At 43.6% G+C, this 13321-nt stretch carries 11 protein-coding genes, 12 tRNA genes and 1 rRNA gene; 2 read left to right on the top strand and 22 right to left on the bottom strand.

Features of this window, described 5'->3' with window-relative positions:
- Positions 1-126: 126 nt before the first annotated feature.
- Positions 127-2355, bottom strand: a complete 2229-nt coding sequence (locus D8877_RS09880; protein WP_125341223.1) for an SIALI-17 repeat-containing surface protein — start codon at positions 2353-2355, stop codon at positions 127-129.
- A 355-nt stretch (positions 2356-2710) separates the two neighbouring features.
- On the opposite strand from D8877_RS09880, the gene D8877_RS09875 reads away from it, so the two are divergent.
- Both D8877_RS09875 and D8877_RS09870 read left to right on the top strand, forming a co-directional pair.
- Positions 2711-3313, top strand: coding sequence for a TetR/AcrR family transcriptional regulator (locus D8877_RS09875; protein WP_125353204.1), 603 nt, complete (start codon positions 2711-2713; stop codon positions 3311-3313).
- A 212-nt stretch (positions 3314-3525) separates the two neighbouring features.
- Entirely contained in the window at positions 3526-4098 is a 573-nt protein-coding gene (locus D8877_RS09870) for a TetR/AcrR family transcriptional regulator (RefSeq protein WP_125353202.1), read from the top strand.
- Between the two features lie 142 nt (positions 4099-4240).
- On the opposite strand, the gene D8877_RS12290 is transcribed toward D8877_RS09870, so the two are convergent.
- From D8877_RS12290 to rrf, 21 genes are all read right to left on the bottom strand, one after another.
- Positions 4241-4843, bottom strand: a complete 603-nt coding sequence (locus D8877_RS12290) for a DUF6287 domain-containing protein (protein WP_185760214.1) — start codon at positions 4841-4843, stop codon at positions 4241-4243.
- A gap of 85 nt (positions 4844-4928) precedes the next feature.
- On the bottom strand, positions 4929-5147 hold the full coding sequence (locus tag D8877_RS09855) for a heavy-metal-associated domain-containing protein (protein ID WP_125353200.1): 219 nt from the start codon (positions 5145-5147) through the stop codon (positions 4929-4931).
- Positions 5148-5151: 4 nt separating this feature from the next.
- Complete coding sequence (locus D8877_RS09850; protein ID WP_125353198.1) at positions 5152-7413, bottom strand: heavy metal translocating P-type ATPase; 2262 nt, start codon at positions 7411-7413, stop codon at positions 5152-5154.
- Positions 7413-7856, bottom strand: coding sequence for a CopY/TcrY family copper transport repressor (locus D8877_RS09845; RefSeq protein ID WP_011836340.1), 444 nt, complete (start codon positions 7854-7856; stop codon positions 7413-7415). The genes D8877_RS09850 and D8877_RS09845 overlap by 1 nt, the downstream gene beginning before the upstream one ends.
- 148 nt (positions 7857-8004) lie before the next feature.
- Positions 8005-9507: a metal ABC transporter solute-binding protein, Zn/Mn family gene (locus D8877_RS09840; RefSeq protein WP_125341227.1), complete on the bottom strand. Its 1503-nt coding sequence runs from the start codon at positions 9505-9507 to the stop codon at positions 8005-8007.
- 9 nt (positions 9508-9516) lie between these two features.
- Positions 9517-10323 carry a metal ABC transporter permease gene (locus tag D8877_RS09835; RefSeq protein WP_002919889.1) on the bottom strand — a complete coding sequence of 269 codons (807 nt, stop codon included), beginning with the start codon at positions 10321-10323 and terminating at the stop codon, positions 9517-9519.
- Entirely contained in the window at positions 10316-11026 is a 711-nt protein-coding gene (locus tag D8877_RS09830; RefSeq protein ID WP_125341228.1) for a metal ABC transporter ATP-binding protein, read from the bottom strand. The genes D8877_RS09835 and D8877_RS09830 overlap by 8 nt, the downstream gene beginning before the upstream one ends.
- Positions 11023-11466, bottom strand: a complete 444-nt coding sequence (locus D8877_RS09825) for a zinc-dependent MarR family transcriptional regulator (protein WP_002919891.1) — start codon at positions 11464-11466, stop codon at positions 11023-11025. The genes D8877_RS09830 and D8877_RS09825 overlap by 4 nt, the downstream gene beginning before the upstream one ends.
- Before the next feature lie 362 nt (positions 11467-11828).
- Positions 11829-11912, bottom strand: a tRNA-Leu gene (locus tag D8877_RS09820).
- A 12-nt stretch (positions 11913-11924) separates the two neighbouring features.
- Positions 11925-11996 (bottom strand) — tRNA-Gln (locus D8877_RS09815).
- A 13-nt stretch (positions 11997-12009) separates the two neighbouring features.
- Positions 12010-12082: transfer RNA gene (locus tag D8877_RS09810), tRNA-His, on the bottom strand.
- A 10-nt stretch (positions 12083-12092) separates the two neighbouring features.
- Positions 12093-12163, bottom strand: a tRNA-Trp gene (locus tag D8877_RS09805).
- 8 nt (positions 12164-12171) lie between these two features.
- Positions 12172-12252: transfer RNA gene (locus D8877_RS09800), tRNA-Tyr, on the bottom strand.
- Between the two features lie 13 nt (positions 12253-12265).
- A tRNA-Phe gene (locus D8877_RS09795) sits at positions 12266-12338 on the bottom strand.
- A gap of 5 nt (positions 12339-12343) precedes the next feature.
- Positions 12344-12417, bottom strand: a tRNA-Met gene (locus tag D8877_RS09790).
- A gap of 19 nt (positions 12418-12436) precedes the next feature.
- Positions 12437-12526, bottom strand: a tRNA-Ser gene (locus D8877_RS09785).
- 7 nt (positions 12527-12533) lie between these two features.
- Positions 12534-12605: transfer RNA gene (locus D8877_RS09780), tRNA-Glu, on the bottom strand.
- 15 nt (positions 12606-12620) lie between these two features.
- Positions 12621-12694 (bottom strand) — tRNA-Ile (locus D8877_RS09775).
- A gap of 33 nt (positions 12695-12727) precedes the next feature.
- Positions 12728-12798, bottom strand: a tRNA-Gly gene (locus D8877_RS09770).
- Between the two features lie 7 nt (positions 12799-12805).
- Positions 12806-12878: transfer RNA gene (locus tag D8877_RS09765), tRNA-Val, on the bottom strand.
- 104 nt (positions 12879-12982) lie between these two features.
- A 5S ribosomal RNA gene (rrf, locus tag D8877_RS09760) occupies positions 12983-13098 on the bottom strand.
- Positions 13099-13321: the final 223 nt, after the last annotated feature.

Genomic DNA, 13321 nt, shown 5'->3' with positions numbered 1-13321 from the left:
GTTTGCAAAGCGCTTTCACATTGTCCATTATATCGTTTTTTTTTAACTTTTTCAAGCACTTTTAGTAAAACGTTTGCATAATTTTTAAAAATTTTTTCCATCAAAAAAAGAGGCCACTGGGCCTCTTTAAAATTTATTCTTCTTTTTTCTACTACGGAGTATCAATCCAGCTGCGCTTAGAGCACTGATAGCTCCTGTAACTGTGAGAAGAGCATTAGAAGCTTGCCCCGTATGCGGCAAGACTGACAAATCACTCTTACTTTCCTTGTTTTTAGGCTGAACTAGCTGGGTAATCGTAGCTGATGAAGTCTGCTCTTGTACTGATTTGGAACCATCAACTGTTGACAAAATACTGGTCGTCGCTTGGTAAGCAGGTAAAGCTTCAGCCACAGCCGCGTCAGTGGCATTGACACCACCGATAAATTCTGGAAGAGCCGACATTTGAGGAGCGCTGTCTGGATGCGCACTCCTGACTGATGGCTGACCGCCAGCATCATAGGTTTTATGTTCTGTCATAGTTGGTTCAGAATCATTGACACCGCCAGTAAATTCAGGCCACGTTGCTGTTGCTGCTTCTGAATCATTAACGTTTCCACTAAATTCTGGTTGTGCAGACGCCTGTGGAGCTGTATCAGGATGAGTTCCAACTTCATGGCTAGATAAATCATACTCTGACTCTATCGCTGTTGTCGGTTCAGAATCACTGACCCCTCCACTAAATTCTTTCCTAGTTTCTTGTGGTGAATCACCTGGAATAGAAGAAGTCATCTCAGCTTTAGCAGCATTCTTGACAATTACTTCGAGAGTTGCAAGAGCTTTTGTCTGCTCAGCAGCGATTTGTTCCTGCAGCTTCTCTGCTTTTTCTGCACTGTCTACACTATCGTCTAGCTGTGCAATCGCATCTGTCACCGTCTTTAATACTGCTCGAATCTTTTCTTTAGCTTGCTTTTTATCGAGTTCTGAAAGTGTTTGGTGATGTTCAATCGCTTCAATCTGTTTGTCGACTTCTTCTTCAAGCTCATCTAAAACCAAATCTTTGCCAACTGGATGAATCGTATCCAAGCTAGCAATTCCAGCTGCCTCAATTCTCTCTAGTTCCTCTTCAGTATCAGCCTTTTCAAGCGCCGTTTTCGCATCTGCTAGAGTTGCTTCCGCTTCAGCTTTAGCCGTAGCCTGTTCTGCCTCTGACAGATTCGGGTTGCTCCGTAAGTCTGCTAGCTTATCAGACAGAGCAAGATCTAGTTTCAGACCAGTCGTAACTTTTAACAAACTTTGCTTCTCTGCAGCTACCTGTCCTTGAATTTTTTCAGCATCATCAGGACTTTCAACCCAAGCATTATAAGCTGCAATTGCTTTTTGAGCTATGGCTGCTGCATCTTCAATCTTCTTTTTAGCTGCAGTTTTTTCCTCAGTAGAAAGACTTTGACTCTTCTCAACAGCCTCGATAGTAGCTGTTTTTTCTTCCTGAATTTCTTTTAAGAACTGCTCTTTGCTAATAGGGTGAATCTTGGCTAAGTGGGCTATGGCTGTTTCTTTTGCCCGGTCATAGACTTCCTGAGAATCTGCTCCTTCAATAGCCTTCTTGGCTGTTTCTACCACTTGCTCTATTTCGCCTCTAACTGCTTTCTTTTCTGCTTCTGAAAGATTAGGATTTGCTTCCAAGTCAGCTAACTTGGCAGCCAGAGTGAAATCTACGGTTGAACTTGCTATAAATTTGAAAAACTTATCTTCCTCGGTTACTGCTTGCTCTTGAATCACTTCCGCCTGCTCTGCTGTTGCTGCATTAACATCTAATTTCTGAATTGCATCTTCTGCTTCTGCAGCCTTCCTCCTTACAGACTCTTGGAAGCTTTTCTTTTGCTCCTCAGGCAGCAAATCGCTACTATCTACAAGTTTGTCAAACTCTGCTTTCCCATTTTGGATTTCATCTAGAAGTAAATCTTTGCCGACTGGATTGATAGATTTGATGTCTGCCAATCCATCTTCTTTAGCTTGATCAATCCTTTCTTTATCCTCAGCTGCGGCAATTTCATTCTGAGCCTTTGCAGCTGTTTGATTGACTTCGTCCTTAGCTGCTGCAAGCTCCTCATCTGACAAATTTGGATTATTCCCAAGATCTGTCACTTTCTCAGCCAGAAATGTGCCTACTTCCGTGTTAGCAGCCTCCCTAACCGTTGTCAAATCCTGATTTACTGGCGATGCAGCAACTGGGTTCTCTACTGCATTTGCCACTGGCTGTTCCTCATCCGCCGCCACCAAACTGTGACCCAAAAATAGAGCACAAATAAGGACTGACCCAACACCTAAAACAGACTTCCGAATAGAATATCGCAAAACTTTTTCTGTTCTTTTCATCTTTTTCTCCTCTGAACATATTTTATTATCCTGATCAGTAACCCTTAATAAAAAGTCCAGTCAAACCTCCCATAAATCTTTCAGATTTGGTAATTTTTAAACTACACTTTCTATTTGACTTCTGATAAGATTTTTTATTATTTTATCATATTAACCTTTTAAAACAAAACAATTATCGGCTTGATTTATGTACATTAATTGTAAAATTGTACAGTTTTTAAATAGACACGATGTCCAGAAATCAAACTAAAATTTTTCCATTTAACAATGTGTAAACTTTTTTAGTAAAAATTCTGGGCTATTTTCTAGCTTATTTCAGACAGAAAAAGTAAAATGGTATAGGAGGGATAAAATTATGGCTCTTAATACACGAGATAGGATTTTGGATGCTTTTTTTGAATTAGCAGATAAACAACCAGATAGACCGCGTTTTACCTTTACAGAAATCGCTAAAGAAGCCGGTTTGTCAAGACAGGCTATTTACAAACGACACTTTAATAACACTACTGAAATTATCGAATACATTCGCCAAGACATGGTAAAGCAAGCCTTTGCTCCCAACTGGAATAGCAACAATTCTGAAGCGGACTTAGATCCTTTCACCTTTTTGGCTCAAACGATTCTTCCCGCTATTTATGAGCAACGCCAACGCATTAAAATATTATATACTAGTTCTGTCGATCCCTTGTGGAGCGATTTTATTACTGCCAGTTACAAGGACTGGATCGAGCAGAATCTAAATCTTGACCACCAAAAATTAGGTATTCCTGAAGACCTGGCCAATCAACTGCTGGCCGGCTGGATTAGTTCTCTTATCGAGAATTGGATCACTCAGGATGACCCCGTTCCTTGCAAGCAGTTTTCTAAGACATTTCTCAACCTTGTATCTTCGCCCCTAACCAGCTTTGCTGCCTATGATAGTCCAGCTGGTTCTTCAAACAAAATTGTTATCGCATAACCAACTAGAAGAAAAACAGAGAAATTACAGAACCGGTCCTTGTAAGGGAAGACTGGTTTTTTAATATTTTTATATTAAATTTTAAAAATAATTGGACATTTCCTCTATAAAGTGTTATCATTTTAGTTGACAAGCGGTAAACTATTTTGTTGGGATTTGCTCTATTTTTAGACAAACCAGCAAGAACTTAATATAAAAGAAGGAAGGTACTTATGCCCCAAGATACTCGAGACAAAGTCGTCAATGCCTTAATTGAGCTGGCAGAGCAAAATCCTGAAAAGTCTTATTTTACTTTTTCAGAGATTGCTAAACAAGCCGGTCTATCGCGCCAGGCTATATATAAAAAGCATTTTAGTAATGTTGAAGACATTATCCAATACATCCGCCAGACAATTATGACTCCGTTTTTGCCCCTGTATGAAAGCTACGAAGAAGGAAATGGAGAAAATCCATTCTGCTTCTTTGCCAAGCATATGATTCCTACCCTCTATGAACATAGGAAATGGATGAAGGTGCTCTACACTACAGCTATCGATCCTTTCTGGAGTGACTATCTATCTACCTTCTTCACTCAGTGGGTCGTACAAAATTTAGAAATTGACTCTAAGAAATTGGGGATTTCGAAAGAAATGGCTACTGAAATTGTCGTCAGATGGATTAATTCTCTCATTGAGATTTGGATCATCAAAGAAGATCCTATGCCCGCAGAGGATTTCGCCAAATTGTTCCTGAATGTAATTTCAACCCCTATGGATCAGTTTATAACGCCTCATAGTGAGTCCTAATTCAACTAAAAGCTATAAAACCTGCCTAATTTAGGCAGGTTTTTTTGTCGGTAAAATTCCTTACTTTACAAAAGAAAAAAGAGCAGATGTTTTTCTGCTCTCATCAACTATATAGATTTTAACACCAAAAACCAAGCTACGTTTAATCTACTCGATAATAGAAGCTGCCTTGTTCGTCAAAGCTATTCAGGCCAACCCCTGTCCAGATTCTATCCTGGCCAGCATCGGAGTTGTCTGTAAAGTTTTCCTTGTCTGCGACCTTAACTCCCTTAGGAAGAAACTCAATCAGAAAACCTCCGCTTTCTCCGCCGTAGACACCGCCAGCAGCAGTGCCATAGTCTGTCAGAGACGCTCCGTACAACTCATAACCACTTGAAACCAAGCCCTTGTCATCAAAAACAAGCTGATTGCCAGAAGCATCCTGCCAGGTTCCTTTAACGCTGGCATAATTGCCATTTGCAAGTGCTGAAATGTCCATCGCTTCCTTCTTTTCCTTGGTTTTTTCTGTGCTCGCACTCTCTGAGCTAGTGCTGCTAGCCGCTGAAGATGCTGCTGCAGTTGATTGACTGGATGCCTGCTCCACAGAACTTGTTACTGAGCCAGTACTGCTAGTAGGCGTCTCCGATTGATTCGTAGCACTGCCCTTTGAGCAAGCTGTCATAGCTAATAAAGCAGCTCCTGCTAGTAAAAAAGGTAAAGCTTTTTTCTTCATTTTTCTCCTCTTTCTCACGGTAAGATAAATCATGTGATTAGTAACATTATAGATTATTTTATCGCTTTTTACAAGAAGAATTCTAGCAGCTGGGCAGGCGCAAAGCTACTGACTTTATTCATTCAGCTTCTGCCACATCCAGAACCCTGTAGATTGTTTTTGCCAAAGCAGCTTCATAATCTGATGCACCATAAGGCTTATCAGTCGTGACTTGGGCTGTCTGCTTCTCTAGCTCTACTGCCACATCTGACACCCCCTCCATAGACAGGAAATGCTGGGTGACATGTTTGACACAATTTTGACAAGATAAGTTTTCTAATTGGACTCTTTGTTTCATAGATTCATTCCTCCGTATATTTCTTCATTTTAAAGCGTCCTAGACGCAGAGCATTGGCCACAACTGACACTGAGCTTAAGCTCATGGCCAGACCAGCCAGCATAGGATTGAGCAAGGGACCGCCAAAAAGATGCAGAAGCCCCATAGCAATCGGGATACCTAGTGTATTGTAGGCAAAGGCCCAGAAGAGATTTTCCTTGATATTGCGGATGGTCGCCTGACTGAGCTTGATAGCCTTGACCACATCCTGCAAATCACTATGCATGAGCACTACATCTGCCGATTCAATAGCTACATCTGCGCCTGAACCGATGGCAATTCCCACATCTGCCTGGACCAGAGCTGGTGCATCATTGATACCGTCTCCGACCATAGCCAGTTTTTTCCCAGCTTCCTGCAAGTTCTTGATAGCAGTGGCCTTACCATCTGGCAATACACCTGCGATAACTTTTTGGATTCCAGCTTTCTGGGCAATAGCTGTCGCGGTTTCTTCACGATCTCCTGTCAGCATGATGACTTCTAGTCCCATAGACTGGAGCTCCTGCACCGCCTTCAGGCTGCTGGACTTCATCTCATCTGCTACCGCTAAAATACCAGCCAGCTGTCCATCTACTGCGACAAACATGGCTGTCTTCCCTTCTTGGGAAAGCTCCAACAACTGTTCTTGAAAGGCACTGCTGTCAATGTTCTTTTCTTTCATCAAAGACTCATTTCCCACCAGAAGCCATCTGCCCTCAACCTGAGCTGACAAACCTCGTCCAACAATGGCCTCAAAATGACTGACAGGCAGCAAGTCAAGCTCCTCCTGCTGAGCAGCTTCCAAGATAGCCTGAGCCAAAGGATGCTCAGAATGCTGCTCAACACTGGCTATTAACCGCAACAAGTCAGACCGATTCAAATCACCCAAGGGCAGCAGATCTGTCAGACTAGGCTTACCAACCGTAATCGTCCCCGTCTTATCAAGAACAATAGTATCCAGCTGATAAGCCGCTTCCAAAGCTTGACCAGACTTAATCAGAATGCCATTTTCAGCCCCTTTGCCAGTCCCAACCATGATGGCTGTCGGAGTGGCTAATCCTAGCGCACAAGGGCAGGCAATGACCAGAACCGCGATAAAGATTGACAGAGAAAAGCTAAGGCTCTCACCAGCTAGAAAATACCAGCCCAGCGCAGACAAAGTAGCTAAGCTCAGCACGATTGGGACAAAATAAAGCGAAATTTTATCGGCCAAAGCCGCTATCGGTGCCTTAGACCCTTGCGCTTCCTCCACCAATCTAACAATCTGAGCTAAGGTCGTATCCGAACCCACCCTAGTTGCTTGGTAGTCAATACTACCATTTTGATTGATTGTTGCACTGGTAATGGTGTCGCCGACCTTCTTTTCAATCGGGACACTTTCACCAGTCATCATGGACTCATCCACAAAGGTCTGGCCCTCCGTCACAAGGCCATCTACAGGCATACGCTCCCCTGGCTTGATACGGATAATGTCTCCAACTCGGATATCCTCCGTATCAATGGTCACAGCCTCACCATAACGAATCACTGTCGCCTGACTAGGCACTAGCTCAAGCAAAGACTGAATTGCCTGAGACGTTCTGCCCTTAGCTGAACTCTCCAAATATTTGCCCAGAAGAACCAAGGCAATAATCACTGCAACCGACTCAAAATAGAGCTGATGAACAAAGGCATGATAGCCTAGAAAAACCTGCCCGACCGAGTAGAGGCTGTAAAAAAATGCTGCGCTGGTTCCCACCGCAATCAGACTATCCATATTGGGATGTCGCTTGATAAGATTGCGAAATCCTCTCTGATAGAAGCCGCGACCAATCCACACAGCAGGCAGAGTCAACAGCAGTTGTGACAGAACAAAGACCAAGGGATACGCCATATGATCCAAGAAGCTAGGCAGAGGAAGGCCGACCATACTGCCCATCGAGATATAAAGCAAGGGCAGAGCCGTGACCAAAAGAATTAGTAATTCTTGCTTTTTCCTTTTCAATTCCTTCGCTTTCATTGCAGCCTCTTCGCTCACATCGGACGGTCGGTCTTTTCCTTTTTCTTCTGCCTGATAACCAGCCTCGGCTACAGCAGCCAGCACTTGCTGGCTGTCAAATCCCGCCTTAGGAAGCAAACTGAGACGTTCTGTCGCCAGATTGACACTGACATCCTCAACCGTTTCTAAATCTTTGACCGCCATCTCCACTGTCATAGCACAAGATGCACAGGTCATTCCTGATAGCTTGTATTCTTTTTTCTCACTCATCAATGCGTCTCCTTTCCATGCCCGCACCGACACTGACCTTGCGGACAGTGGCATTTAATTTCCAGCGGAGCCGAAGCTCTTTTCTTATCAATGACCTGACTGAGCCGCTCCAAGTCCCCTTGACTGAACTGACTTCTCTCAATCATCGAAATCAAAAGATCTCCGTGTTTAGTATTACAGATATTGTCAAAAAGCGCCTGCCATGTACTTTCCAGATGGTCTGCTTCTAAAATCCGAGCATCGTAGTAAAACTTGCCCTCGATTTTTTCCATAGCGATAAATTCTTTGGTCTTCAGACGATTCAAAAGAGTCTTGATGGTTGCCGGCTTCCAGGAAAAATCAGCTTCCAAACGCGCTATGATCTCTGTACTGCGACTGTGTGGATAGGCCCACAACACACGCATCACTTGCCATTCTGCTTGGCTAATATTTTGCTGTTCCATTGTTTAACACTTCCTTAACATTTACATTTGTAATCTAACTCTTTATTAGTTTACATTTGTAATCGTGATTTGTCAAGTATTTTTATCGTCATTTCCTGATATACAAAAAAGAAGGCGGGATAATCCCGTCTTCTCAAGTTTGCCTATATTAATGCGCCAACATCTCTTGGGCAATTTCTTGACCGGTCAATTTACTTGGATAGTAGGTTGGCCAATTTTCCAGTTCATCAAAGAGTGCTTCCTGGCTCTCACCGCCATAGAAGATATGGAAATGAGCCGCCTTGGTCGGTGCAATGTTGTGGTCGCTAAACTGAACATACTTGTACTCTCCAGCATCCTCGTCTGTCGCTTCAAACATAAAGCGTACCCCTCGATTTCCCTTAGGGTAAGTCAGAGTATGCTTACCAACGTATTTATACGTATATTTCTTGGATTTTCCATCTACCACAAATTCCATAGTCTTGTCTGTGATATTGATATTGGATACATCCGTCTTGTAGCCCTTGTCATAGTAGTCCTTGTATTCAGCTGCCGTCATTTTCCCAGTCAGCTTAGCCTTGTAGTCAAAGACTTGGTCCAAGGTACCATCCTTCAGATAAGGGTAAACAGACTGCCACTCGCCAGCATAGTCAGACAAGGTCCGATCCTTGACAGCACTGTCTTCAAAGTAGCCGTTTTGGACTGTCTTATCGTCTTCTTCTTTCTCGGCTGCAATCTCCGCTCCCTCTTGGTCAGTTGTCTTCTTGAGAGCCTTTAGATTGGCCTGCATTATAGAAATATAGTCTGCCCCATCCTTGGTCTGCTCTTCGGTCAAGCTTTCCAGCGGATTCAAGACATCAAGTTCTACCCCTGTTTCCTTAGCCAGAGTAGAAGCCAAAGCCTGGGAAGCATTCTCTTCAAAGTAAATATACTTGATTTTATTTTTCTTGATATACTCAGTCAATTCAGCCAAGCGTGAAGCGGATGGCTCACTGTCTGGTGAAAGTCCAGAAATTGGCACCTGCTTCAAGCCATAGTCCAATGCCAGATAGTTAAAGGCTGCGTGCTGAGTTACAAAGCTCTTTTGCTTGGCATTTGCCAACCCATCCTCATATTCCTTATCCAAGTCTTCCAGCTTCTTGATATAAGCCGCTGCATTTTTCTTAAAAGCAGCTTTCTTGTCAGGGTAAGACTTGCTCAGGCTATCACGGATGTGCTCCACCATTTTAATAGCCCGCTTCGGAGATAGCCAGACATGGGGATCATAGGTATGATGATGCCCCTCTTCACCATGGTCGTGGTCTTCTTCCTCTTCACCACCAGGCAACAAGAGCATATCTCCTGTCGCTTTGATAACCGTTTCTTCCTTATTTTTCAATGTTTTTAACAGATCAGGAACCCAAGTCTCCATGTTTTCATTTTCATAGACAAAGGCATCTGCATCCTGAATAGTCGCAACTGCCTTAGCTGAAGGCTCATAATCATGCGGCTCTGTACCAGCCCCGATTAGAAGTTCAACATTGGCCTCATCTCCAGCCACCTGCTTGGTAAACTCATAAACCGGATAAAAAGTTGTGACAATATTGAGCTTGCCATCTGAATTTTTTTGATTTGAACAAGCTACTAAGAAAATACTCAGTAAACCTGCTAATAGTAAGCTAATTTTTTTCATTTCCTGCTCCTATTTCATAAATTTTTTGACTAGATTGACCAGCAAGAACAAGCTGACGAAGATAATCGTAATGCTGGCACTAGCTGGTGTCTCTGCATAGTAAGAAATATAAAGTCCGGCAATCATACCAAAGAAGCCGATAGCATTTGCCAGCAAAATGACCGACTTGAAATTTTTCCCAATCCGCAGAGCTATACTGGCCGGCAAAACCATGATGGTCGAAACCAGCAAGGCTCCCGCAGCCGGAATCATGAGGGCAATCGCAACACCCGTCACGATATTGAAGAGAATAGACATAGTCCGCACAGGCAGCCCATCCACAAATGCTGTATCCTCATCAAAGGTCAAGATGTACATAGGCCGAATGAAGAGGAAGGTTAAGACAAGTACCACAGCAGCAATAACAAAAAGAGAAATCACCTGCTCCCTACTGATAGTCACAATGGAGCCAAATAGATACTGGTCCAGACTCATCGAGCTAGAACTCTTGCCCTTACTCATAACAATCAAGGAAATAGCTAAGCCAGTTGACATGAGAATGGCTGTCCCGATTTCCATGAAATTCTTATAGATAGTTCGCAGGTACTCTAAGAAGACTGCTGCGGCAATGACGACAAGCACCGTTGTGAGAGTGGGCGATAGTCCAAGAACCAAGCCAAAAGCTACACCTGCCAATGAAACGTGACTGAGGGTGTCACTCATAAGGCTCTGCCGACGTAAAATCAGGAAGGTCCCCAGAATCGGTGAGAAGAGGCTCATAGCAATAACTGCCAAGAAGGCTCGCTGCATAAAATCATAAGAAAATAGATTAAGCATGACTCACCTCCTGACTATTGTCGCTTTCATGCACATTGAAACAGCGCCAAGGTGAGTCCTGATTACGGACCAAATGAATATTGCGATCGGCATATTTACGAACGTCTTCCGGATCGTGTGTAATCATAAAAACAGCTTTCCCATGCTGGTGAGCACTATGGTGCATGAGCTTGTAAAATTCATCCTTGCTGCCTGCATCCATCCCTGTTGTCGGCTCATCTAGGACAAAAATATCCGGATCCGAAGCAAACATCCGAGCAATCACAGCCCTCTGCTTTTGTCCGCCAGAGAGAGAACCAATCCTCTTATCCCGATGTTCCAACATTCCAACCGACTCCAGACTTGCCTTGACATGCTCCTCATCATGCTCATTCAAACGACGAAACCAACCCTTGCGCGGATAACGTCCAGACTTGACAAACTCATATACCGTACTAGGAAAACCTGCATTAAAACTAGCAATCTGCTGAGGTAGGTAAGCAATCCGCAGTTTCTTGCCTCGCACATTGGTCTTGGAAATCTTAACTTCCCCATACTTGGGCTGCAAAATACCCAAACTAGCCTTGATAAGCGTCGTCTTAGCAGCTCCATTTTCCCCCGTCAAAGTTACAAACTCACCACTGTCTAGAAAATAATGAATATGCTCTAGCACAGGCTCCTTGTCATAGTAAAAGGAAAGATTATCAACTGTGATATATCTCATTTGCCAATCTCTCCCACTAAGGCTTCCAAAAACTTCGCGATTGTCGCCTGTTCACTAGCAGAAAACTGCTCTGCCAATTTTTGATAAGTCTCCAAAGTATGTGCGTGATGATGCTGATGTTCCTTTGCAACCGGCTGAGCTAAGTCAGTCAAACGGTAAAAGGTAACCCGTGCATCTCTCTTATCTTTAAAAGCTTGCAGCATCTCTTGCCGAACCAAAGATTTCACAGCCTTAGTCACAGCAGCTTGACTCACATTCAGTTTTTTTGCCAAATCAGAATTTGTCAAAGATTCCTCAGACAAAAGCATCAAAATATGCTCCTGCGTATTGGTTAAAGGCACATCACTCGTGCAAGAACCAATCAGAATCTCATGCTGATTTTCTGCTTTCAAAATAACTTCATTTAAAAATTGATCGATCTTCTCTGCTAAATGAGTCATTTCCTCCTCCTTCTCTTAACCAGTTAAAGCTTTACTGGTTAATTATACCACAAAAAAGAAAAGAGTCAAGAATTTTCAGTAAAAGTCAGATGCTTTTCACAAAAAATATTTAATTAGACAATTAGATTCTTAAGCCCTAAATAAAACTCAATCAGAGAATAAAAGGAACAAACCAAGCTGCCTCGTATTAGCATTCTAGATCTTATAAAAAATTTAATGATAAAAGTCTTCAATATCCATCACACTAATTGAATATCAATTTACAAGCAAAATCAAGATTCAATCTTCCGCATTAGCTTACAAATAATTACTAAAGAGAAAACAAAAAAACGAAGCTAAAATGCTTCGCTAAACTTAAGCTATACCGGCGGCCGGGGTCGAACCGGCACGTCCGTGAGGACACTGGATTTTGAGTCCAGCGCGTCTGCCAATTCCGCCACGCCGGCTCAAGTTTTTAACTGGGGTAGCTGGATTCGAACCAACGCATGAGGGAGTCAAAGTCCCTTGCCTTACCGCTTGGCTATACCCCAATAATATTAAATAGGCGAGTGATGGGGATCGAACCCACGCATGCCAGAGCCACAATCTGGTGTGTTAACCACTTCACCACACCCGCCATATTTAAACACGGGCAGTAGGAATTGAACCCACACTGAAGGTTTTGGAGACCTTAGTTCTACCTTTAAACTATGCCCGTAAAGGTTATGGAAGGGGAGGGATTCGAACCCCCGAACCCGAAGGAGCGGATTTACAGTCCGCCGCGTTTAGCCTCTTCGCTACCCTTCCGATTATAAAATTATGGCGCGAGACGGAATCGAACCGCCGACACATGGAGCTTCAATCCATTGCTCTACCAACTGAGCTACCGAGCCAACTATTGCGGGAGCAGGATTTGAACCTACGACCTTCGGGTTATGAGCCCGACGAGCTACCTAGCTGCTCCATCCCGCGTCATTACTATTCGTCCCTAAGGAGGATGTGGGATTCGAACCCACGCACGCTTTTACACGCCTGACGGTTTTCAAGACCGTTCCCTTCAGCCGGACTTGGGTAATCCTCCGAATATATAGTCCGTACGGGATTCGAACCCGTGTTACCGCCGTGAAAAGGCGGTGTCTTAACCCCTTGACCAACGGACCATAATATTATTGAAATGGGCACGAGTGGACTCGAACCACCGACCTCACGCTTATCAGGCGTGCGCTCTAACCACCTGAGCTACGCGCCCAAGTTCGAAAACTTGGTATGAACTATCGTTCAAAGCGGGTGACGAGAATCGAACTCGCGACAACAGCTTGGAAGGCTGTAGTTTTACCACTAAACTACACCCGCTTGAATATGGGAGTTAACGGGATCGAACCGCTGACCCTCTGCTTGTAAGGCAGATGCTCTCCCAGCTGAGCTAAACTCCCAAAGGGTGGAGTCTAGCTCAGCCAACGGTGAGAAACTTCGTTTCTCTCATCCGCCGATTGTAATTTCGATTTCCTCTCAATTACAACTAAGCTAAACTCCCTTCGCTAAGCGACTTCCATATCTCACAGGGGGCAACCCCCAACTACTTCCGGCGTTCTAGGGCTTAACTGCTGTGTTCGGCATGGGTACAGGTGTATCTCCTAGGCTATCGTCACTTAACTATTGAATTAACGTTCCTGTCCTCTCAGACAAGCCTTGTCAACTCAAAATTGAATACAATATCAAATCTCACATTTCTCTAAACCATTCGCTGCACTCTGATGAAGCTCTTATTCTAGGATAAGTCCTCGAAACTCAAAATTGAATACAATATCAAATCTCACATTTCTCTAAACCATTCGCTGCACTCTGATGAAGCTCTTATTCTAGGATAAGTCCTCGA

It is taken from the genome of Streptococcus sanguinis (assembly GCF_003943735.1).
Lineage (GTDB): Bacteria > Bacillota > Bacilli > Lactobacillales > Streptococcaceae > Streptococcus > Streptococcus sanguinis_E.
This window is presented reverse-complemented; position numbering and strand designations above follow the sequence as displayed.